6 protein-coding genes and 1 tRNA gene are annotated in these 25,578 nt (G+C 58.4%); 3 read left to right on the forward strand and 4 right to left on the reverse strand.

Translation table 11 applies throughout. From position 1 onward, the window contains the following. Window positions 1-151 precede the first annotated feature (151 nt). Window positions 152-2,371 (forward strand): molybdopterin-containing oxidoreductase family protein, encoded by a 2,220-nt coding sequence (locus IE089_RS07075; RefSeq protein WP_189476663.1) that lies wholly within the window; start codon window positions 152-154, stop codon window positions 2,369-2,371. 2 nt (window positions 2,372-2,373) lie between these two features. Continuing rightward, entirely contained in the window at window positions 2,374-3,228 is an 855-nt protein-coding gene (locus IE089_RS07080; protein WP_189476665.1) for an SDR family NAD(P)-dependent oxidoreductase, read from the forward strand. 64 nt (window positions 3,229-3,292) lie between these two features. On the opposite strand, the gene IE089_RS07085 is transcribed toward IE089_RS07080, so the two are convergent. The 3 genes from IE089_RS07085 to IE089_RS07095 form a co-directional block, all read right to left on the reverse strand. Continuing rightward, window positions 3,293-22,336 carry an autotransporter outer membrane beta-barrel domain-containing protein gene (locus IE089_RS07085; protein WP_189476667.1) on the reverse strand — a complete coding sequence of 6,348 codons (19,044 nt, stop codon included), beginning with the start codon at window positions 22,334-22,336 and terminating at the stop codon, window positions 3,293-3,295. A gap of 297 nt (window positions 22,337-22,633) precedes the next feature. Next, on the reverse strand, window positions 22,634-23,026 hold the full coding sequence (locus IE089_RS07090; protein WP_189476669.1) for a hypothetical protein: 393 nt from the start codon (window positions 23,024-23,026) through the stop codon (window positions 22,634-22,636). Between the two features lie 392 nt (window positions 23,027-23,418). Next, a tRNA-Ala gene (locus tag IE089_RS07095) sits at window positions 23,419-23,494 on the reverse strand. Between the two features lie 180 nt (window positions 23,495-23,674). Between IE089_RS07095 and IE089_RS07100 the strand changes: the two genes are divergently transcribed. Next, window positions 23,675-24,067: a DUF4345 family protein gene (locus IE089_RS07100; RefSeq protein WP_229802626.1), complete on the forward strand. Its 393-nt coding sequence runs from the start codon at window positions 23,675-23,677 to the stop codon at window positions 24,065-24,067. Here the strand turns inward: IE089_RS07100 and IE089_RS07105 are convergent. Further along, the gene (locus IE089_RS07105; protein WP_189476671.1) at window positions 24,064-25,464 is read right to left on the reverse strand and encodes an L-serine ammonia-lyase; all 1,401 of its coding nucleotides are present in this window, start codon (window positions 25,462-25,464) and stop codon (window positions 24,064-24,066) included. The genes IE089_RS07100 and IE089_RS07105 overlap by 4 nt on opposite strands. Between the last annotated feature and the right edge of the window lie 114 nt (window positions 25,465-25,578).

The following is a 25,578-nucleotide window of genomic DNA, read 5'->3' on the forward strand; positions in this document are numbered from 1 at the left end:
GTAGCACCGCACGCGCGGCGCGAAGATCGCGCTCCAGCATGAGCGGATCAGAGTGGGTTCAAGCCCCTAGACCAGATCAGCGCCCACCCGCTACACAATGCACGGCTTTTTGCTAACGTATCTGACAACCATAACAACAGCGGTAGTCGCCATGAGCCAAGCCGAAACGCACCATACCTTTTGCAGAATCTGCGAAGCCAGCTGTGGCCTTGTAGCCGAGGTCAAAGACAATCGAGTCGTCTCGTTGGCGCCGAACAAGGCCCACACGGGCACCCTTGGCTTCTCCTGTATGAAGGGACTGCACCAACACAGCATGTACGATTCGGACGATCGTCTTAAGTATCCACTGAAGCGCGTTGGCGACGAATTCCAGCGGATCTCATGGGATCAGGCGTTGAGCGAGATAGGCGCCAAGGTGAAGGCACTGCGTGCAGAGAGTGATCAGTCTGTCGGCATGTACGTGGGCACGGCTGCTGGCTTCAGCATCCTGCATCCGATTTTCGCCGAAGGGTTTATGCAGGGTCTGGGATCGCACAACATCTTTTCATCCTCGACCCAGGATTGCGCCAACCGGTTCGCCGCAGCGAAAGAAATGTACGGCTTCCCCTTCTTTCAGCCTTTTGTCGATCTCGACAATGTTGAGTGCATGTTGATCGTTGGCACAAACCCTGTGGTATCCAAATGGACCTTCCTGCAGGTTGCGCACCCTGTGAAGCGCCTGAAAGAAGTCAAAGCACGCGGCGGCCGCGTGATCGTCGTAGACCCGCGATTCAATGAAACCGCCAAGGTCGCGGGTGAACACCAATTCATCAAGCCCAACTCCGATGTGTTTTTCTTCCTCTCGTTCCTGCAGGACATCTTCGCTCGCGGCGCCTGTGATGAGGCTGCCGTCCGGCAGTTCATGACTGGGCTCGACGAACTCAAGGCGATGGTAGAACCGTGGACCCCGGAGCACACAGCAGAGGTCACCGGCATTTCTGCCGATGCACTGCGGGATCTGGTTTCAAGCTTCGTCGCTGCAAAAGGTGCTGCCATTGTGACTGGCACCGGGCTGGGCATGGGGCGCGACGGCACCCTCGCCCAGTGGCTGGCCGAATGTGTTACCGCGGTAACCGGCAATCTCGACGGCAGGGGCGGTACACTCGTTGGAGAGGGCATTTTCGATTTCGCTGGCTTTGCCAAAAAGAACAACATGTTCATGCGCAAAGCCCGCTCGCGAATCGGCAACTTCCGTGAGCTCAATGGCGGCTTTCCGGGTGGCATTCTCGCCGATGAAATCCTCACGCCGGGTGAGGGACAGATAAAGGGCATGTTCGTCACTGGCGGTAATCCATTGATGACCATGGCCAATGCAGAACGCCTAAAGGCGGCAATGGAAAGACTCGAGCTGCTGGTTGTTACCGATATCTACCTGAACGAAACCGCCAGTCTGGCTGACTATGTGCTGCCGGCAACCAGCCCTTTGCAGCGGCCGGACCTGCCTTTCGTGTTTCCGCTCTTTCTGGGCATGCAGTCTATTCCGTATCTCGCAGCGACCGAGGCGCTGGTTGAGCCAGAGGGGGAACAACGTGATGAAGCCTCCATTTACACCGATCTGGCCACCGCTTGCGGCGTAGGACTGTTCGGCTCCAAAGCCGCGCAGTGGGCGCTGCGACTAATGAAGGGGTTAAACCGCTTGCGCCACCCACTGTCGATGCCCGGCTTACCGCAACGTTTCATCCTGGACCAAATATTGAAACGGTCGGGCAATGGCAGCTTCAAAGCCTTGCTCCAACATACCGAAGGCAAAGCCAGGGAGCAGGTGTCACCCGGCAGCTTCTTGGGTAAACGCCCAATCACCGACGACGGCATGGTGCATCTCGCACCCGCCGATTTTTTGAAGGCTGCCGCATCATTGGAGCAGCGCCATGAGGCACTCAAAGCACAGGATGCGGACGGGAGCTTCCGCATGATATCCAAGCGCACCCACAGCACGCACAATTCCTGGACGCAAAACATCGATGAGCTGACCAATGGTGAGCACAATCGCACCAATTTTGTATTCATGCACCCTGATGACGCTGAACGCCTGGGCCTCGGTGAAGGCGACGCGGCAGACATTCGTTCAGAGACAGCAACCATTCGGCTGCCGGTTAAAGCACTGAAGGAGCTGCTGCCCGGCACAGTTTCAGTACCTCACGGATGGGGGCATCAAAACGCACGTGGCCTTGGAGTCGCCGGGGCACTCAGCGGCGCCAACGTTAATATCCTGGCATCCGATGGCCCCGCTAGCGTGGAGCCGCTGTCAGGCATGGCTCACCTCACAGGCATTCCGGTACACATTACACCGGCAGCGGGCCCGATAAACTCAAACAGTTGGACAGGAACCTGATCATGGAAACGTTTCAAGGGAAAACCGCCGTGGTGACGGGTGCGGCCAGTGGCATTGGTCATGCACTCGCACTGCGCTTTTGCGAGGAAGGCATGAACGTTGTACTCGCGGATATTGAACCCGCAGCGCTGACGGCGGCCGTATCGGAACTGGAATCCAGCGGTTACTCCGTATGCGGCGTTGTGACGGACGTAGCAAAACCAGAACAAGTCAGTGCACTGGCCGATGCCGCTTTCGACACATTTGGCGGCGCACACATCGTCTGTAACAACGCGGGCATTTTTACCGGCGGACTACTGTGGGAAGAAAGCCTGGCCGATTACCAGTGGTCGCTGGACGTCAATCTCTGGGGTGTGATTCATGGCGTCCGGGCATTTGTGCCCAGAATGATTGATCAGGGTGAACCCTGCCATGTTGTGAATACCGCTTCGATGGCAGCACTCACCACCATGCCATTTGCCGGGGTCTATCACATGACCAAGCACGCAGTACTGGCGTTCTCGGAATCGCTGTATCACGAGCTCGCGCTGACAGCACCGCAAGTGGGCGTGTCAGTGCTGTGCCCGGAACTGATAAAAACAGGCATCGCCAACTGCGACCGCAACCGGCCGGCGCAGTACAGCGGTGAGGGCGACATTGTTGAAAGCGACGCCCGCACCATGGTGCATGACAGCATCGCCAGTGGCGTAAGCAGCGGCTTACCGCCAAGGGAGATGGCTGAACGTGTGCTCGAGGCAGTGAAGGATAACCGCTTCTATATTCTCTCTAACGATGGCTGGATGGAGAGCGCCAGAACCCGCATTGAGGATATTCTGCAGGGCCGCAACCCCACCCTGGCGCCACCGGACCTGACGTAGTTTCAGTCTTACCACGCATAAAAAAACCCGGCCGATGCCGGGTTTTTTATAAGTCATTCGCTACTTAGAAACGGTAGCTGAACTTCAGCTGGCCACCCTGGAACTTGAGTCGATCTGCTTCCTCGAAGTGGTACTGGAACTGCAGCACCATATCTTCGTTGAGGAAGTAGTCCACTCCCAACAGGCCCTGAATAGCGCCCTGCCCCAGATCCACCTCGCCGGCGATGGGATTCACGGGAAGATCAACGCCAACCAATCCGGCGTTCACTTCAACCGTATCCTCACCGAGGTATTGCTGATAACCCAGGCGGCCATACAGACGCGCCAGACTGGCATTGGCGAACACGTGCTCATAACCCGCTTCAACCGAGGGGCGCACCCAGGTGTAGGTCTGTGTATCGCCCTCAACCGTCAGGCCAAACGCGCCAGCACCTTCCTCAACCAGGTCGTCCGTATCCTGGCGATAAGCACCCAGTGCCAGGACGGGTCTCAGATAGCCCCAGCTGTATTCGAAGTCATAGGAGCCCGCGAATTCGAGGCCGATGACATCGGAGTCGCGACTGGCTTCAGCCACGTATGAGTCCATCACAAAGCTGTTGCGACTGGTGTCAGTGTCGTTGGTGCCGTAGCTCAATACGCTGGATAGCTTCCAGGCTCCGGGCTGGTATTTCAGCGCGGCACCGGCATAGATCGACTTGCCATCCGAGTTGAACGCACCACCATGGCCTTCGCCCGTGATGTTCTCATAAGAGCCACCCACACCGGCAAACCAGTGCTCACCAAAGGCCCACTGGGCACCCAGGGCAAAGACATCCGAGTCGAACTCAGCGCCCAGGGCATCGCGGTGCTCGTCGCGCTCCAGCGTTTCGAACGCCGCATGCACCCACGCACAGCTGCCTTCCGCGGTGAAGCGATACTGGCCACCCGCCTGCTTACAGCTCAGGAGACGCTGCGAGAACGATTGGGCCGCAGCCAGAGACTGTACCTGTTGCTCACCGTAGAACTCGGGAGACATAACCGACAGCTGACGAACAAACACATCGGCGTCAGTCTGGTAAACCATGTCCACGATCATGTCGTGTAGGCTTTCAGTACTGCCCGCATTCTGGACGTCGTTCAGGTATAGGCCCACAGCTCGCAGGTTGGTACCCATCCAGTCCGGCGCAAAATCAACCGTATAGTCCAGTTGTGCCTCGGTTGCGGTGTACGCGAGGTTCCAGTCCACGGTTACCGTATCCTGCATAACCAGTTCCAGACCTTCGTTGCTCAACCCCTGCTCACCAGCGAACAGCGTACGCTTAAAGCTGCCAGCGCCGATCAGCTCAGGCGACATCATGGACATCACTACCTCACCATCTACGGAGGCTTTACCCGTGGCTAGCACCTGATCGATCTCGCCGCTGGCAAAGTCCATTTCTGCGTAAGTTACGCCGCTGTCGGTTTGCGTGAAACTACCGTCGAGCGCAATGGTCTGCGCCAGGTTCATGTCACCACTGTAAAGGCGGCCATTGTTCACCAGTGTGCTATCCGCACCACCTGCGACCTGCTGAGGACCCGCAACGAAATCTCCGTTGTTGGTAAACCGGTTGGTGCCGCCACCCAGGTCGAACTGACCCACATAAAGTGACTCACTGGTGACAGTGTCGTTACCCGCAGTGGCGACCACCGGTGTTCCGCTGAGCACGTCAGCTGTCATGGTCTGGCCACGCAGTGCGAGCGAACTGTTGCTCTGGCTGGCGCTATCGATCATGAATACCGTACCGCGCTCACCAGCGAACAGATTGCTACCTGCTACTGTCTCAATGGTGATATCACCACCTGGTGCAGCTGCAGTGCGTGCGGTAACAATGACCGTATCAGCTCCGAGGGATTCAACGTCGCCGCCGAAGTTCATGCTGACGCTGCCGGCACCGCCGGCTCCGCGGCTGGTCGCGACGATCGCGCGGCTGCCGTCACCTTCTGCACGCACGTTGCCAGCGACATCGATGACAACATCACCCGCGCTTCCCTCAACCGCTAGCGACGTCGCTTCGATGGCGAGCGCACGAGCGCCAAGGGCAATCACATCGTTCGCCACAGAGAGGCTGGCATCGCCCGCGTCACCCCGGGTTGCGATGCTTGCCAGAGTAACGCCCTTGCCATTGTCACCGTTGATGCCGATACCACGACCAGCATCCAGCGATACCGCACCCGATGACTGAACAGCAGCACTGCGTATAGCCGCGGCTGTCGCACCATCGCCAATGGCGAACAAATCGCCGTCGACTGAGGCGCTGATAACACCGGATTGACCTGCGGATTCAGTGTCCAGAGCCAAACCTACCGCAGTATCACCCTGCGCAATCACGTCGCCCGACACCGAGAAGGTGGCTGAGCCCGAGGTAACCGCCGAGGCGCTCGCAGTCCGCAGTTGCGGTGCATCACTACCCGCACGGCTAAGGCCAGAAACGCCCATGGCGCCTTCACCGTCCACAAGGATGTCGCCACCCACGTTGACAGTGACTGCGCCGCTGCCCTGATCGCCCGTGGATGAAAGCTGTGCACCGACTGCATTGTCACCCAGTACCATCAGGTCGCCTGCGATGTTCTCGCTCACATCTGCGCCGAAGGCACCGCCACGACTCTCGAGCACAGCGCCGGTGGCGCTGTCGCCCTCAACCATTGCGCTACCGGCAACGTCTGAGTTCACTGCACCGGCCCCATCACCGCCAACGGAGGTGAGTGTCAGACCATTGCTGCCAGTGCCACCGTTGTAGCTGTTGCCTGCAATCCGTACGGCCACATCACCACCGGTGACGCCACCCTCCGAGTTCAATTGGGCGCCCGTGCTGCGATCACCAGTGACAACAAGGTCGTTCTCGGCATCGAGGCTCACACCACCCGCTGTCCCACCAGCAACGCTTTCCAGCGATGCAGCCACTACGTCACTGCCTTCGGCGGCCAGCATACCCATGAGACTGAGGGTGACTTCGCCGGCATTCAATGGAACACCTGCAGAGTCGGGCTCTGACTGTGAGAGCATTCGAACTCCCAGCGCGCCAGAACCGGCTGCAATGAGATCACCGGTGGATGACAAGCGTACGGTGCCAGATTCACCAGTGCTCACGCTCTCCATTACCGCACCGCTCGCACCGTCACCCTGAGCCAAAAGAGCGCCGATCAAATCAATTAGGACATTGCCAGCTTGATTGCGACCTTCAGACTTCATAGAAACGCCTGTCGAGTTACCTCCCACGACATAAATGCTTCCACTTGACTGGAGCTCGACGTCACCTGCCCTATCAGAGGCAAGGGTTTTGAGCTCTACACCAGAGTTATTGTCACCCGCAGAAATGAGGGATGCTCCGTCTGTATCGCCGAGACGGAACGAAAGGTCACCGCTATCGACACCTTCGGATGCGAGATTAACGGCAACACTGCCCGCCCCTTGAATCGTCACCGCACCTGCAAGCGCTAAATCAATGTCTCCTGCCTTGTCACTCTCTAATGAGCGCACGAGTAGACCACTGGAATCATCCCCCGCTAGCGTAAGAGGCCCATCTATATCAATGCTTGTAGCACCGGAGCGACTGCCCCCGCTATTGGTTATCGAGAGTAGTCGTGAACCGGTGCCAGTTGCAACCACAGCACCTCCAACGGTGACTGATAGATCTGCGGTCGCATTCGATGCTGAGGCCCCCACCTGAACCCCAGTGCCGCTGTTAGCTACGAGGATATCCCCGTCTATAACAACGTCAATCTCATCCGTATTGGTCCCGCTACTTGAGATTTCGACGCCGCTTGCGCCCGAGCCGTCGGACGCTAGGTTTCCAACGATGATAGTTTCAATTCGTCCAATGCGACCCGCACCATCGGCGCTGGCGCGAATACCTTCAGCTCCCTCGCCAGCCGAGGTGACGCTTCCACCCACGAAAGTACGGATATCCCCGCCAGAAGTAACGAGATCGGCAGCAACCGCATCATCTCCAACAGCGAACACATCTTCGTCAACCGATAGGCTTACATCCCCATTGCGAGTCCTATTGGATACACCGGTGGTCCGATCACCATCTGCAGCCAGGGAGCCACCAATGCGAGTGGCCGCACTACCAGATGGTGTTGATAAGCTGGCGCCAACGGAATCTTCGCCTATCGCAATTATATCTGAGCCAACATCAAGGCTTGTAAACCTATGATTCCCGCTGCTATCGACGCCGACTGCACCGGCGGCTCCGGCGAAGACGACTTGTCCAACAGTTATGGAGTGATTGCCACCACTTCCAACAGCTGAGCGCATGGCGAGACCCGTACTATCGCGGCCCGACGCAACCACGTTGCGGTTTACTGAAACTGCCAATTCCCCCGCAGTTCCTCCGGCGACAACATTAACCTCTACACCGAAGGCATCACGGCCACTGGCGGTTGCACTGTCCGATACCGACACTGTGGAGCGACCTGAATTGGAAGCGGATGAATTTGTCAGGGCAACGCCCGTTGCAGCAGAACCTTTTGCCTCAACCGATCGGCCAATCGCTACACCCACCGAACCAGAGCGTTCTTGAGCACTGGTGCTTACCACTACGCCAGCAGAACCTTCCCCAGACGCCACAGCACTCGATCCGGTAGTTAATGTCACACTACCTGATGAGTCGGTACCGCGACTGGCCAACAGCGCACCTACAGCTCCTGATCCACTAGCGATTATCGCGTCGCGGACGTCAACAATCACGCCTCCGGCAGCGTCAGCTTCTGTTGTTGCTTGTATGCCTATCGCGCCGAGCCCCGAGGCTGCGATTCCATATACCTGAGTCGCAATGTCGTCTGAAACAGTGCCGATTCCCTCTAACGACTTTGTCGACGAAGAAAGCGAGGTCATGTCTAGGCCGATAGACACGTTACCGCTAGCAGTCACATTACCGTCCAACGAAAGCTCGATCTTGCCACTCTTTACAGTGCTTCGGGTTTCAGCTTTGATACCGGTACTGCGTTCTCCACCGGCTTCTAAATTACCCTCAATATCGAAAACAACATCGCCAGAAGTTCCACTGGATGCACTTTGGCCAAACAAACCTACGCCACTAGTACCGCCGGCAAAAGTATCACCTGTTACATTGATAGTTACGTCGGATGCAATGCCGCTGCCTCCGGCGGTGCCCATGAACACATCATTGACAACACCGCCGCCGCCACCCAAAGACTGGGCGATAAGACCGTAAGCATTATCGCCTAACGTGGTGATGTCCCCAGACTGACTAAATGTAACTTGCCTGCCATCACCGTTATTACCTGTTGCTAGAGATACGTTGATGCCGCTGCCCTCGCCATCGGTAATGGCGAGACCACCGCCACCGCCGATGCTTTGCAGAACAACACCATGGGATGAGCTCCCATCGGTGATGATTGACCCTTTATTGACGAGCGAAACATCGCCGCCATCACCTTGGGAATCGCCTTCTGCACCAAGTTCAATGTCATAGTCAGTAGCTCCAGCCAGTTTCACTGACCCGCCGCCCGCACCGATGGATTGAACGACTAATCCAGGTGTTGCGTTGCCAGAGGTCGCGGTAACGCCAGACCGATCAACGGTAATCGTACCGCCGGTACTTTCTACTACGGCGTCGCCTCCCAACTTGACAGCTACAACCCCTGTTACATTAGTGCCCGTAACTTGTGTGTCCGGCTCAGGTGACCCATTCACAACCTCGGTATTCGAATCTTCCACTGGAGATTTCGGCTCAACAACGAGGGTATGGGAACCTCCGCCACCACCAACCGATTGGATTACAGCGCCATCGCTGTACCCGCCATCGACAACCAAGTCACCATCGTGATCCACATCGATGCTGCCACCCGTCGCGTCAGAAATACCAACAGCACCAGCAATCACCTCGAAATCGACAGATGGCGATCCATCGCCTGAGAGCAGAATGTGGTTGCTGGACAGGCCACCACCGCCACCGACGCTTTGGATCGCTAGACCCGTATTCATGCCATAGTTCGATGTATCCGGCAGGGCTGGGTTGGGGTCTGTGATGACCACGATATCGCCTTGATAGTCAGCGACGACATCAGCCCCCGGAGCCGGTGACATAGGAGCGCCTTGATCATCGCCCGCCGAGGCAGAATCGTCCTCACTGATCAGGTTTGCTCCGAGTTGCACGACACCTGAAACAATGGCTAATGCCTGATCAAGAAAACCCTCATTGTCTGGAACATCAACGGCATCTGCTCCGATGTTAGTGGCTTTCTGACTTAAATCCGCAAAAGAGTTTATGGCACCGCCACCGCCACTGATTGTTTGAACGAGCACTCCTGTATTACCAGAGCCTGTTGATACGATATCGCCGCTCTGAAAAACATCAACCGCCGACCCGAGACCCTGTCCTCCATCACGCAAACCCAGGATCTGATCGACCACAGCAAGCGTTGCGGTGGATAACGGCCCCCCCAAACTGAAACCCGTATTACCGCCGCCACCGCCGACAGATTGAGCAAAGATTCCGTAGTTTGACTGGCCTGAGAGCTCAATCCGTCCAGTGTTTCTGACGGAGACAAAGCCACCATCAGCTCCGTCGCCGCCGCTACCACCGAGAGAAACCTTCGTCACCAAACTCGCTGCAATTGCAGAATTAATGGGCATCAACAACAGGTCGCGAGAAAGGGCCAAAGCCATCGCTCCATCGCCACCTCCGCCACCGACACTTTGCGCATAGATACCAGCGGATTGAGATCCCGATACACCTATAACACCGCTGTTATCTACGTTAACCTGCCCGCCGGCGCCGCCCTCTGTTCCAGACCCACCTAACGAAACAACCAATGAGGGATCCGGTTTTTCTATATCCAGTGAAAATCTGACATCGCCAATGACGCTCATCCCGCCATTGCCGCCCCCGCCACCGATACTTTGGGCCAAAATGCCGTGTGCTCTGTTACCACTGGTCGTGATAGCGGTCTCATTATTGACGGTAACCGTGCCACCGACGCCCGCAGTTCCGCCAGACCCGCCCAAGGCTAACGATAAAGACTGAAGCGTCTCGGCTTTTTTCAGATCTGAGCGGTTAATCACGATTGACGAAGAGCCCGTGCCACCGCCACCGCCGATACTCATGGCCGCAATGCCATGGGCCCCATCTCCTTTCGTGATAACAGTGCCTGTGGGCGAGTTTAATTGGTCGATTGAAGCGGCCCGATCAAGACCATTTACGGGATCAGTACCGGCCTTATTCTCAATTAAAACTTCTCCACCTTTACCGCCTGAGCCGCCGTTACCACCAATGGCAACCGATAGATTGCGTCCAGAAACACCTGTTGCGGTCCCTATATATGTGGTCGAAGCATTACCACCTTTACCACCCAGCGACTGAGCGAAAAGCCCAACAGCGTCACGACCATAGGTCTCGACACTCCCAACATTTGTTATTGACGCTGCTCCGCCTGTGGCGCCGGTGCCACCAACACCACCCACAGCAATTGCTCCACGCGAAGGGCTTTCAGTGGACGCCGTCAACACAGCGTTGATTGCATAACCTGCATTGCCGCCACCTCCGCCAATACTCTGAGCCAGGACGCCATATGAATCATCTCCTTTGGTAACGATGCTTGCCGTGTTGATAACACTTGTCTCGCCCCCTATAGAGCCCTCTCCCCCTCGTCCGCCTAATGCGATTTCCAATCCAGAGTTACCAGACTTCAAGCCCCCTGATGACGCGCCTCCACCGGTACCTCCGCCACCACCAATAGACTGGGCCAGAATGCCCGCACTTCGACGACCCTCAGTCACTATGGCAGCATTGCTCTCAACAGCTACCAGGCCGCCACTGCCACCAGACCCACCTGAAGCACCGAGCGCCAATCCAAACCCGGCTGTAGGACCAGCAGAGTTGGCCGCGCCACCATTACCACCGCCGCCCCCAATACTCTGTACCAGAATGCCATGTGCGGCATCGCCTTGGGTGGTTATCGCACCGTCAGCTGACGCAAACGCGAGGCCACCAGTACCACCGACTCCGCCAGAGACACCAATGGCCAGAGTATTGGTTTGAGCTGTGGTCTCTTTACCAACACCAACGGGTCGCTCAAAGGACACTGTTGTCGAACTGCTATTGCCGCCCCCATTGCCGATTGATTGCGCAAGCAGTCCGTGCGATCCGGCGCCGAAGGTCTGCACCGTACCCACCGACGCAACGCTCGCTTCTCCACCGATACCGCCTGAGCCACCTGTTCTACCTACGGTGACTCCAATTTTGCCGGCATCCGCTTTTGCATAGGCGATATCCAAGCCCGTATTACCACCGCCACCACCAATTGACTGCGCTGCGACTCCATAAGAGTCGCGTCCTGATGTGGAGACGTTACCGATGTTGGTGACACTGGCTCTGCCGCCGTCGCCTCCATCCCCAGTCTTTCCTCCAACACCGATACTAAGAGCACGGTTTTGATTGACGTTATCATCGCCATCGGCACTGCGACCGGCGTAAGTAAGCGCGATGTTCAGATGCGCATTTCCGCCCCCATCCCCAATGGATTGTGCCAGTAGGCCGTGAGAGTCATCTCCTCTTGTTATCACATCACTTACGTTGCGAACGGCAGCGGAGTTACCCGAGCTTGACGTGCCGCCGCTGCCCCCAACTGCGATATTGACTGCAAACGCCTCTTCATCCTGCGCATCGCTGCCAACGTTGGTGTAACCTATGTTGAGGTTGGCGCCCGAATCACCGCCACCTCCGCCAATGCTGGATGCGACAATGCCACTTGCACCATCGCCATCAGTCTGGACTTTTCCTGCGTCGACGACCTCGCTACCACGAACAATTTCTACAGCGCCGGCTGCACCACCGCCGCCGCCGCTACCCCCTACGCCGATGCTGACGGGCGAGCTTTTCTCGGTGGCCAAGCCTGTAAAATTCAGACCACCTACGCCACCGCCACCGCCAATGCTTTGGGCGAGAATTCCGCCAGAGCCGGCGCCTTGCGTTGCTATTGATCCGACCTGACTCACTCGAACCGACTGTGCATTTGCCGCATCACCGCCAGTGCCACCAACGCCCGCTATGATTGAGATATCGGTGACTCCACCCTGCGCATCGTCATCCGCTAATTCTGCTTGCACTCCTATGTTGGTTGCGCCGGTGCCGCCACCCCCGCCGACACTTTGGGCTAAGACACCGTAGGTGGATGAACCTTGAGTAATGATGCTCCCCTCATGATCGACAGTGACACTATCCGAACTGGCCCCGGAGCCTCCTGCACCGCCCACGCCAATATTTATAGAGGGAAAAAGAGATCCAGATTCTTTGGCGGCAACAAAACCGGCTGACACATTAACGCCACCATTACCGCCGCCTCCGCCTATACTCTGAGCGAGGATTCCGGCGGCGATATTTGCTTCTTTGGTGTCACTATTGCGCACATCAATATTTGCCGTGCTAGTAACGTCAACACTGCCCGCTCGCCCCGCGTCGCCCGCAGAGCCTCCGACTCCAATCAACAAAGAGGCGTCAGGGGTCACCGACCCAGACACGTTAACCGCTCCGTTGCCGCCACCACCACCAATGCTTTGTGCCAAGACCCCTGATTGAGAGATGCCACCGGCGTACAGGTATTTACCGATGAGGTCGACAGTTACAGACTTCGCATCGCCACCATCTCCGCCAAAACCACCGACACCAAGTATAGCGCCCAAAGAATCCGTGGAGTCAGTAGAGCCAAGAGCGAGATTACCACCGACGTTGACACCACCGAGGCCACCGCCGCCGCCAATGCTTTGCGCGATGAGTCCACTGCCGCCTAGGTCGCCGGGAGTTGGATTGATGGGATTCAGGTGAAAGCTTTCAGCCGTGAAGATGGAGCCCCGATAAGTAACATCCACTGCGCCAGCGTTACCCGCGTTTCCGCCGAAGCCGCCTACACCCAAAGCAAACGCTTTCTGGTTGGTGCTATCACCAAAATTATTGACCGAGACGTTGCCTTGAACATTCACTCCGCCTTGGCCACCGCCGCCACCAACAGACTGAACGACCACGGCATGCGAGTTGGAACCAACCGTTTGCGAATCCCCCGTCGCTTCAACTAACACGTCGCCGGAGTTACCGGCACTGCCCGCAAAGCCACCGACGCCGACACTAACGGACGCGCCGTCATCCTTTACAACATTGAGTGAGCCCCCAAGGTTAATCGCGCCGTTACCTCCGCCGCCACCTAAGCTCTGGGCCAAGATGGCAGAGGAATCATTGCCTTGCGTTGAGACATAACCCTTCGATTTCAGGGTGACTTGGCCTGAGTTACCACCCGAAGCACCAAAGCCTCCCACTCCAACACCCACGCTGGCGCCGGAGGTTTCAGTGAAGTTTACCTGGCCAGATACATTGAGGCCGCCGTTACCACCACCACCGGCGACTGACTGTGCAACCACACCTGAAGAGCGGTCTCCGCCAGTTTCTATAAAGGATTCCGGCGACATCATGTTTACCAAACTCGTGACGCTGCCAGCATCGCCTCCCTCGCCACCAAAGCCACCTACACCAACACCTACAGCAGCGCCTTTTCCGCCGGTATTGATATTGACTGCACCGTTTACGTTCAGGCCTCCGTTACCGCCACCTCCACCAATCGTTTGAGCCAAAATACCCGCCGAATCGTCCGATTCGGTTACTATCAGGCCTTCATAACGATTGGTGACGTTACCACCATCTCCAGCACCGCCACCCATGCCGCCTACACCAACCGCAAGCGAGCCCGTCGCCGTTGCACTCTCCTTCATTGTGACATTTAATGAACCGGTACCGTTGCCGCCGCCATTGCCACCACCACCGCCAACGCTCTGTGCGAGAACAGCAATTGAGTTGCTCATCCGAGTCCAGATATTGCCGTTAACGGTATTGTCAACTTCACCGCCGCTGCCACCGCCGCTACCGACACCACCAACGCCAACGCCGACACTGCCGCCTTGTTCACTTCCAATTGCGACCGTTCCTGTGACGTTAACGCCACCGTTACCGCCCCCGCCGCCAATCGACTGAGCAACTACCGCCGCTGAACCTTTACCTTGCGTAGAGACAGCCCCCTCTTGACGGTTGACGACCTTTCCGCCGTCTCCGCCACCGTTACCACTGCCTCCGACACCTATCCCTAATACGCCACCTGTCTTACTGGCTACGTTCAGACCCAGATTGACGTTGGTACCACCATTGCCACCACCGCCACCGACTGATTGCGCCAAGACGCCCCCAGCGCCGTCTCCGCGAGTAATTACATCTCCAGTTACTGTGTTGGTGACCGCTTGACCATTACTGGCCGAACCGCCGCTACCACCAACACCAACACCCACAGTTCCTCCATTGTTTTGAGTCAAGCCCACGGTACCAGCAACGTTCACAGCACCACTGCCGCCGCCGCCACCAATCGACTGGGCGATAACGCCTGCGGCATTCAAGCCGCTCGTAGTTACGTTACCCGACACTCTATTTTGGACAGCGCCCGTCGAACCGCCGGCACCACCGCGGCCGCCAATACCGATACCCAAAGCACCGCCGGATGAAGATGTCGCATTCAGGTCGAGGGTCACATTTACACCTCCATTACCACCGCCTCCACCAACGGCTTGTGCGATAACGCCGACAGCACCTTCGCCTACTGTTGACACGTCGCCAGTCACACTGTTGTCGACAGCTCTCGCGCTACCCCCGCCGCCGCCAGTGCCCCCTATACCGACGCCCACCGCACCACTTTTCCCGCTGGATACCGAAACCGCTCCTGAAACATTGATGGCACCCGAGCCGCCGCCACCGCCAAGACTTTGCGCGACAACACCGCCCGCGTTATCACCTAGGGTTGCAACGTCGCCCTCCACTGTGTTGAGGACAGTTTCCGCGTCGCCGCCAGTGCCGCCTGAGCCGCCAACACCGACAGACAGCGCACCGATTCCATTACCAAACAGGCTCAAGCCCGCGGCAACCGAAATACCTCCAGTGCCGCCGCCGCCGCCAACACTTTGTGCCAGTACCGCTGTGGCGTTGTCACCGAGAGTTGAAACGTCGCCAACAACACCACTGTCGACTTTAAAACCGTCGCCACCACCGGCGCCGTTACCGCCCACGCCGATGGCAGCAGAAAGTTTAGAACTGGCGGCGATGGCAGCGCTCACGCTGACGGCACCGTTGCCGCCACCGCCACCAATTGACTGAGCGACAATGCCGCCGGCGTCATCGCCCCTGGTGACTACGTTGCCTTGCACCCGATTAGTCACCAGAGATGCATCGGCACCCGCGCCGCCACTGCCGCCTACTCCGACGCCAATACTGCCGGATGCAGATTCTGCAAAGCTAAGTGCGCCTGAAACACTAATACCGCCGTTACCGCCGCCTCCGCCGATAGACTGAGCCAAAACTCCAATTGATCCGTGGCCAAAGATTTCATCTTTTACTGCGGCTGCATAATCTGGGCCAATGAATTTGCCGGTCGAAACATCACCGATAACGGTGTTATCGACTGTACCGCCGACGCCGCCCAGACCACCTGCGCCGCCCACTCCGATGGCAACCCCGCCACCGGCTTTCGCGATCGTCAGGGCACCGGCGACAGACAAACCGCCGTTACCACCACCGCCGCCGATAGACTGGGCGACCACACCCGATGCCCGGTTACCAAGTGTCGTCGTGTTGCCTTCAATACGCTGGACAACCTTGCCAGCGTTATCGCCGGTACCACCCGCGCCACCAACACCAACGGCAACCGAGCCTGCGCCCTGTCCCGCGAGCGATACATCACCCGCGACTGAGATGCCGCCATTACCGCCGCCTCCGCCGACCGACTGCGCAAGGACGCCGGTAGAACCTTCACCGAAGTATTGGTCGTTCTCAAACCGGCCGGTTATTACATCGCCGGTGACTACGTTTGAAACGTTCCCACCTGCGCCGCCTCCGCCACCGGTACCACCCACTGAGATACCGACAGACCCGGTCCCGGTGCCGCCGAGGGCAACGAACCCACCGACGGACAGACCGCCATTACCGCCGCCGCCGCCGACTGATTGGGCGATCACGCCCTCAGAACTATCACCGAAGGTTCGGACATTGCCGGTCACTGCATTATCAATAGTGCCGCCGGCATCAGCGCCGTTACCGCCGCTGCCGCCTACACCGATAGCAACGCCACCACTGCCAGTACCCGTCCCCGTGAAGCCCGCCGAAACTGAAATACCGCCGTTACCGCCGCCACCAGAAATCGACTGGGCGAGCACGCCGGTTGCGTCGTCGCCCCTAGTTTCTACATTGCCCTCAAGCAGCGAGGTCACGGAACCAGAGGCGCCACCAGCACCGCCTGAGCCACCAACGCCGATAGACGCGCCGCCAGCACCCGTGCCGGCAAATGTGCCAGTCGATGCAACGTTCAACCCACCGTTGCCGCCGCCACCGCCAACGCTTTGCACCACAAGGCCGCCAGAACCCCTGCCCTCTGTCAAAATGTTTTTGTACATGCGATTAACGACATCACCGGCATCACCACCGCTACCACCGGTGCCGCCTATACCAATGGCCAATGCACCCGCGCCAGTGCCACCGCCTGCAACAGCAACCGAAACATTCATGCCTCCGTTACCACCACCACCACCAACGGACTGCACGGTGACACCCGTGGAATCGTCGCCGACTGTCTGCACATAGGAGCGGATCTCGGTTTCGACGTCACGGCCATCGCCTGCACCACTTCCGCTGCCACCGAGTCCTACCGTGAGGCCACCGGCGCCTGTTCCAGCGCCCGAGAAGTTTGCAGTGACATTAAAGCCGCCGTTACCGCCGCCGCCACCAACGCTTTGCGCTACGATGCCAGAGGAGTTTTCACCCAGGGTCGTCACGGTACCTGATGTACTCAGGGACACACCTCTATCAACGTTTTCTGCCCCGCCCAAACCGCCGCCAGAGCCCTTCCCGCCGAGGCCGACGTCAATCGCACCAGCACCGATGCCTGCGACGTTGACAGAAGCGACAACCGAGCCACCCCCGTTACCGCCACCGCCACCAACGGCCTGGGCAAGAATACCTGTAGAGTTCAGGCTTCGAGTGATAAGATCACCGATGTAGGTTGCTATTACCTCGTCGGCGTTGCCGCCCGCCTGGCCGTTGCCGCCGACACCCACATTGATGCTGCCTGCGCCTACGGAGCCGCCAGCGAAACTAGCGCCGATTGCCGTGCCACCGCTACCGCCGCCACCACCGACGGCCTGAACCACAAGTCCGTCCGAGTCATTACCATCGGTATCGATATTTGCCGCGACATTAGCTTCTACCCTGCCAGCGCGACCACCAGAACCCCCGCTACCACCCAGGCTTACACCCAGGACGCCACTGCCTGTTCCTGCTGCAGCGCCAACGGAGGCCGTCATGCCGCCATTGCCGCCGCCACCGCCAACGCTTTGTATCAGCGCGCCGTCTGCGAGATCGCCGCCGGTTGAGATGGCACCACTAAAGTCAACAAAGACTTCGCCCCCATCACCACCGCCTGATCCATCTCCTCCAACAGATACTGACGCTGCACCGCTTGCCCCTGGGCTCAATGCAACTGATGAAGCGACCGACAGCCCTCCATTGCCGCCACCGCCGCCCACACTTTGAGCGAGTAGTCCTCCAGATTGGTCTCCCGAACTTATGATATAAAGTTCCGCACCATCAACTGTAACGCGGCCTGCATCGTTACCATCTCCCCCTGCGCCACCCAAACTAACGGAGCCGGAGAACCCTACGGGCGGCCCTGCCGCCAGCGCGCCGGAAACGCTCATCCCGCCATTTCCACCGCCGCCGCCTACGCTTTGCAAAATTATGCCCGCGGCGAGCTCGCCTTCTGTTTGTACCGTACTAGCGCCACTCAATGAAACGTCACCACCAACACCTCCACTGGCGGCATCACCTCCTACAGCCACCGATGCACTCCCCACTGCACCAACAGAAACTGCATAGGCTGCGCCACCGTTACCACCGCCGCCGCCAACAGACTGCGCGAAGACACCAGTTGATCTGTCATCACGTGTGTGTATGAGCGATTCTGTATTTGCTGTTAGCGCCTCGGGGTCATGGCCGAGCTTTACTTCGACCTCACCGCCTTTACTGCCGCGACCACCGTTACCGCCTATTCCCAAACTGAGGAAGGCAGAGCCTGAATAGGCTGAACCACCATTGCCGCCGCCGCCACCAACACTCTGTGCAAAAATGCCGCGAGATTCTTCACCGTAAGTATTAATTGCGCCGTTACTTACGATTGTGACTTTATCGGCATTATTGCCTGACGCGTTGTTCGCACTGCCACCAATTGAAATTGGACCGCCCGCATCACCAGCGTTGCCGCCGCCTCCGCCGATAGACTGAGCGAAAATACCATCCGACTTTAGACCGCCCGTGGTGATGTTAGCCGTGTTCTCGACCGTCACAGCACCGCTACTGCCGCCCTGATCCGAGGAACCGCCGATAGCAACCAGACCGCCGCCGGTGCCGGCGTTACCGCCGCCTCCTGCGATACTCTGGGCGACAATGCCCTGTGAGTAGTCGCCGCGTGTCACAATATTGTCACCGCTGTTAACCACGACGTCGCCGCTGGTGCCGCCGGAATCACTGGAACCCCCAAGGCCGATCAGACCACCACCGGTACCGGCGTTACCGCCACCGCTACCGATGCTCTGCGCGAAAATACCTCTCGATTCGTCACCGTAGGTGTCGATCGTGCCTGTGCTGTTGACCGTTACGTTGTCGCCGTTGCCGCCGCGGGAGCCGCCGCCCGCCAGACTCACGAGACCACCCGCACCAGCGCCGCTGCCACCTCCGCCACCGATGCTCTGGGCAAAAATACCGCTGGAATTGTCGTATCGTGCCGTCAGGTTGCCACTGTTGGTGATGCTAACTGCGCCTGCGTTACCTGAGCCGCCGCCGCTGGCTCCGAGAGCCACAACGCCACCCGACCCCGCGCCCGCACCGCCGCTGCCACCAATGCTCTGCACGAAGATCGCATCGGCGCCAGTTTTACCACTGGTGCTGCTGGTGCCCGTTGATATATTGCCTGTGTTCACCACGGTCACATCGCCAGCATCGCCACTACCGCCGCCATTACCGCCCAGCGCCACGAGGCCGCCGCTACCGGCACCGCTACCGCCACCGCCACCAATACTCTGGGCGAAAATGCCCTGCGCTTGGTCGCCTTGTGTGGTTAGGTCTCCATTATTGGTGACTGATACCAGTTTGCCTTCACCAGCACCCCCGGCGGCACCACCCAGGCCAACCACACCACCGGAACCAGCACCATTACCGCCACCACCGCCAATACTTTGCGCGAGAATAGCCGTTGAGTAATCGCCTCGCGTTGTGATGGTGGCTGCCGAGCCCGTATTGGACACGCGAACTTCACCACCATCGCCAGAGCCGCCTCCGGAACCACCGAGTGCCACCAGGCCGCCCGCACCGGAGCCAGAGCCACCACCGCCGCCCACGCTCTGCGCGAACAGGCCGTAGGAGTAGTCATACCATGTTGACAACGCACCCGTGTTGGTAACAGTCACATTGCCGGCGTTTCCGCCGCCACCGCCAGAGGGTGCAATAGCGACCAGACCACCCGCGCCAGCACTGCTACCGCCGCCGCCACCAATACTTTGAGCAAAAATAGCGTCCGCATCCGTGCCGCTACCTGTTTGGGTCCCTGTTGAGATATTGCCCGTATTATCGACGGTAACCGCACCACCATTACCGCCACCCGAACCGCCGCCGCCGATGGCGACGAGACCACCACCGCCGGCGCCACTGCCTCCGCCACCGCCAATGGACTGGGCAAAAACACCGCGGGACAAGGTGCCGCGCGTGGCGATGTCGTCATAACTTTCCACACGAACCGTGCCACCGGTGCCTGCGCCACCACCAGAGCCACTGCTGGCCACCAAGCCGCCGGAGGGTGCACCGGTACCACCACCGCCACCGACGCTCTGGGCAAACATCCCGTGGCTTTTCTCTCCGTAAGTATCAATCTTACCGCCGACGTTGTTGATCATAGTGACGGTACTGCCGTTACCCGCACCACCACCGCTGCCACCCAGAGCCACCAGGCCGCCAGAGCCGCCGCCTGAGCCACCGCCACCACCGATGCTTTGTGCTTTTATCCCTGCAGAATCATCGAAATAAGTGGTCAATGCGCCGGAATTGGTAACGCTTACCGTACCACCGGCACCACCGCCCTTACCGCTACTGGAACTGGCAACCAAACCACCAGTGGTCGCTCCACTGCCGCCGCCACCGCCAATACTTTGGGCAAAGATTGCATCGGATCCAGTACCCGACTGATTGAAGAGCCCTGTGGTGATGCTGCCGCGGTTGGTAATGGTCACAGTATTGCCGTCACCGCCGCCACTGCCCGAGCCGCCCAGGGCAACAAGACCACCGGCGCTACCGCCGGAACCGCCGCCGCCGCCAATGCTCTGGGCGAAAATACCGCGGGAATAGCTCCCCTCGGTCTTAAGATTGCCCTCGTTATCCACGGTGACCGTACCGGGTGTGCCGGCGCCGCCGCCACCACCAGAATCGCCAACGATACCGCCCGCACCGCCACCGGTGCCGCCACCGCCGCCTATGCTGGTCGCATAGATGGCATCGGCATAGTTGCCGCGCGTCGTGATATTTCCATCGTTATCGACAGTGACATTGCTGCCGTTGCCGCCTCCACCGCCGCTGCCGGCAAGACCCACAAGTCCACCCGCGCCGCCGCCGGAGCCTCCGCCGCCACCGATAGACTGAGCCAGAATGCCGCGACTGTCGTCGCCGGAAGTGTTAATCGTGCCTGAGTTCTCAACATCCACGCGGCCACCATTACCGCCGCCGGATGCGTTGCCACCAGAGGCCACCAGGCCTCCCGCCGAGCCGGCATCACCGCCGGTACCGCCAATACTTTGCGCCAGAATGCCGTTAGCCGACTCGCCAATAGTGGTCAGATCACCATTATTGTCAATCAGTACACGGCCGCCGTTACCGCCGACAGCGCCGTTGCCGGCAGAGCCCACGATGCCCCAGCTTCCGCCGCCCGAGCCAGCACCACCGCCACTGCTGAAGCCTCGAATGGCATGGCTGCCGTCGCCGGCAGTGCCAATGTCGCCATTATTAGTTGCATTGACAAAGCCGCCGTCGCGTGCTTCGCCGCCAGCGCCACCGCCGCCGAGAATATAACCCTCGCCGCCCGCACCCGCATTTCCACTGCGGCTGAAGATGTAATAACCCACAGCATCCTCGCCGCCTGTAGCAACATCGACGTTGTTGGTCGTATTTACGTTCCCGCCGGCGCCACCATCACCGCCTGGCAAGGCGTCGAAGTTGCTGTAGGCGTTTCCGCCTTTGCCGCCGTTACCGCCCTGGCTGCCAACGGTAATCCCAGCAGCACCATCAGCAGTGCTGGTGATCTCGCCGTGAGAGGCTAGGATCTCGCGGTCAAACTTGCTGGGGGCATCGCCATCCCCACCGGCTGTGCCGCCGTATCCAATAACGGCATCTCCAAGCCAGGGAACGCTGACCTCTATGCCGTAGCCGTCGTTGCCGGCGTCCCCACTGGCGCCGCGCTTAACCTCGTTAATCACGCCAGCTGTGGACTGAGGCGGCGTCACCTCGGCCTCACCAGCGGCGCCTTGCGCATCGCTGGGAAGACCGAGATCTATCTTGTCCGGAGCAACCACAGGTTCAGAAACAATGGCAGGAGGGGGATCGTCATCGTTTTGCAGCTGGATATTGATGGTATCGACAAAGCCATTATCGTTACTGTCCTCGACGCTGATCACCTTGTAGGTGCCATCGGGACGTTCCAGCAGGTCGTCTACCATTGATTGTGTGAGGATCAGACTGCCATCTCTGGTAATAACATAGAGCGTATCGCCAGCCCCGTTGTCCTCGGAGGTAATGACTTGAAGCACTTCCTGATCGGTGCCGGTCAGGGGGTTAGTGACGAAATCGCCTGGTTGGGTGGAGGTCGTTGGAAGTGCCGCGTTGGCGAGTGGGGATAGCGTGAGTGCCATCGCACAGACGAGGCCGACGAATGTCGACCCTCCGCGCAAGTGGTGCTCATCTCTCAACGACAATACAGACAGGCCTCGATCACGCAATTGCGTAAAAATCGACATGCAGACATCTCCAAAACCACCACGGGCCTCAGTGTGCCTTCGATCAGGAAGACACCTGTGTAACGTGGTATTTCTCTAAATATTGCGGGTTGCTCGCGCAACCTCCCCCAGAAAAGCAGTGGATCACAGAGCGATTACGGGGTCTATTCGCAGCCGCATTCTGCGCGCACCAAAACGTGAATCGGTTTACAAAAATGGCAAACGCGGAAGAGAGCGCATTCTACGGAGAGAAATTAGCTTGTCCAGAGCCTGTCCAGGTGAACAATTCACCCTCGGCTGGCGTGGGGTGGCGTTGTCTCAGTCGTTACCCACAGCAATCATCGGTGCGACGTAGCCGGGCTGCGGGAAGGTGCCATTCATTTCTCGGGCAACCGCGTTTGCTGCTCCGGCAACACTCTGCCCGGGCTGCTGACACTGGGTGTTCCACACATCCAGCATATCGGCGATGAAATGCTTGCTGTGACTGGGGTCTTCATAGAAAGAGGCAGCGGTCAAAGGGTCTGCCAGCTGTACCGCTCGCTGCATCACCAGAAACTGGCCACCGGCAAATTTCAGATCAGGGTCAGCTTTTTTCATGGCTTCAATACAGGGGCGATTGAGATCACTCTCTGATAATAAGCCCTGGATATCGCTGGCCTGCGTGCCTGCAGTAAACAGAAGCCCTGCTGCGAGAATAACTAACGTGTGCATACCTACGCCCTCACGACGTGATTCAGGAAGCCCCATCTTGTGGAAACGGCCGCCCTTTCTAAATTGCTGCCAGCGACAAGCACTTGGCATTTCACGACGATGTCCGTCGTGCAATTACTCCCCAGTCATTCGCCGTTGCAGCAGAGACTAGCCATTGCTCCAGCCATGACGAAGGGACGCGAGCCGGCGGGTAACCGCCTCGCCGTGAGAGAGCTTTAGCGCCGGTTAAACGCCAATTCTCTGTCTCAACGGGCGCCAAGATTACAGAGTTGAGTGTTTTTTATCCAGCCGGAGATAACTTTGCTTGTCTGCACTGAGTTAGGCAGCTTAAGAAGGTCTATCCTCAGATTCACTAACAAAAAACCCCCGCCGTTCGGCGAGGGTTTCTTGTTTGGTGGAGCTAAGCGGGATCGAACCGCTGACCTCAACACTGCCAGTGTTGCGCTCTCCCAGCTGAGCTATAGCCCCAAATTTGTAACCGCTTGATTCAGAAAGGCTTTTCAGCCGCTGTTCTGTACCAGCGAGGGCGCATTCTATTGAGTGCCCCCCAGTGTGTCAAGGCATTGACCCGCCACCGGCCAGTGGTCGATTCAGCCGTGTGATAGGCTGCAGGTCACGGCAAATTCATGCAGCATCTGGAGTGTTCTCGTGATTGGCAAATTCATTCTCTGGCTGTCGGCTATCGTGTTCACCGCCTATGGCCTGTTTGGCTTCTTCAACCCGGAGATTCCGGCCGGCTTCGCAGGCATCGTCATGAGTAATGGCAATGCTTTTGCTGAGATCGGTGCCATGTACGGCGGGCTGCAAACCGGCATTGGGCTTTTCTGTGCGGTGGCCGCCCTCAAACCGGAGCACACCCGATCGGGTCTGCTGGTCTTATTACTGGGCATCGGGTTTCTGGCTCTCGGCAGGCTCTACTCGGCCCTCACCGTCGGTGAGGCCCTTACCGCTTACACCTGGGGTGCGCTGGTCTTTGAAGTGTTTGTCACAGTGCTGGCGGGTTTGGGTCTCAAGCAAAGCCAGGCACCCACCACCCCTTAGCACTCAATAATACTAACCGGCACTTCCAGCACATTTACCGCCAGACCGCCGCGTGCGGTTTCCTTGTACTTGTCCTGCATATCACGGCCGGTGTCACGCATTGTTTTGATCACCTGATCGAGTGATACGTAATGCTCGCCGCTACCGCGCAGCGCCAAGCGAGCGGCGCTGATGGCTTTGATAGCGCCCATAGCATTGCGTTCAATGCAGGGAACCTGCACGAGGCCGCCTATGGGGTCACAGGTCAGACCAAGGTTATGCTCCATGGCAATCTCTGCGGCATTCTCCACCTGCGCAGGCGTTCCTCCCAGCGCATCAGCCAGCGCACCTGCTGCCATGGAACAGGCCGAGCCGACTTCGCCCTGGCACCCGACTTCCGCGCCGGAAATCGAGGCATTGATTTTGTAGAGGATGCCGATCGCCCCAGCCGTTAACAGAAAGCGACAGATGTCGTCTTCAGTAGAACCCTTACAATGTTCCAGGTAGTAGCGCAGCACTGCAGGAATAATCCCGGCCGCACCGTTCGTTGGTGCGGTAACAATACGTCCACCGGCTGCATTCTCTTCATTGACTGCCAACGCGTAGAGCGTGACCCAGTCCATGGTGTTGAGTGACTCGTCACCCAGTGAATCGCCCTGGGATTTAAGCTGTCGGTGAAGCTGTGCCGCGCGTCGTTTAACCTTCAGACCGCCCGGCATAATACCTTCGGTTCGACAGCCGGTATCAATGCAATCGCGCATCACTGCCCACAGTTGCAACAGGCCGCTGCGTATCTCACTCTCGGAGCGCCAGCGCTTCTCGTTCTCCAGCATCAATGCACTTATAGACAGCCCGTGCTCTGCGCACTGGGCCAATAGCTCTTGTGCGGTACTGAATGGGTAAGGTAAAACGGTAGGGTCATCAACAATAACGTCGCTGCCGGCAGCCGCTTCATCCACAATAAAACCGCCGCCTACCGAGTAGAACACTTGCGTCAGCAACACCGCACCAGCTTCATCAAAGGCGGTAAAGCGCATACCATTGGAATGGAACGGCAGTGATTCTGTGCGATGCATAACAAGATCATCGCGATAGCTAAAGGGGATAGTTTTTTGCCCCGCTAGCAATAACTCACCAGCCTCCCGGGCATGTTGTACGCGCTCGGCAATGGTCGCCACGTCCACGGTTTCCGGCGACTCACCCGCCAAGCCGAGTATCACAGCCTTGGGTGATCCATGCCCGGCCCCAGTTGCACCGAGTGAGCCATACAACTCTGCGCAAATACGCGCAGTACGCTCAATAAGGTGCTGTTCGCACAGAGCATGCACAAACTGCCGCGCAGCATTCATCGGTCCCACTGTGTGTGAACTCGATGGACCGATGCCTACTTTAAAAAGATCGAAGGTACTAATGGACACGGTTTAGCCTGCAGATGCCTTGTTCCAAATGTAGCCAGGTTCCAAGTGTAGCTAGGCCAGAGCACAACCGATAGCACGACCAAAGCCCAGGTTTCGGCCGCCCTCCTCGCCCCG

Origin of the sequence: Parahalioglobus pacificus, assembly GCF_014652275.1 — a bacterium.
GTDB lineage: Bacteria > Pseudomonadota > Gammaproteobacteria > Pseudomonadales > Halieaceae > Parahalioglobus > Parahalioglobus pacificus.

Bases quoted from the DNA above. Each gene is read 5' to 3' on its own strand.
- IE089_RS07090 (WP_189476669.1), bottom strand. From the start codon at position 23,026: ATGCACACGTTAGTTATTCTCGCAGCAGGGCTTCTGTTTACTGCAGGC.
- IE089_RS07075 (WP_189476663.1), top strand. From the start codon at position 152: ATGAGCCAAGCCGAAACGCACCATACCTTTTGCAGAATCTGCGAAGCC.
- IE089_RS07085 (WP_189476667.1), bottom strand. From the start codon at position 22,336: ATGTCGATTTTTACGCAATTGCGTGATCGAGGCCTGTCTGTATTGTCG.
- IE089_RS07080 (WP_189476665.1), top strand. From the start codon at position 2,374: ATGGAAACGTTTCAAGGGAAAACCGCCGTGGTGACGGGTGCGGCCAGT.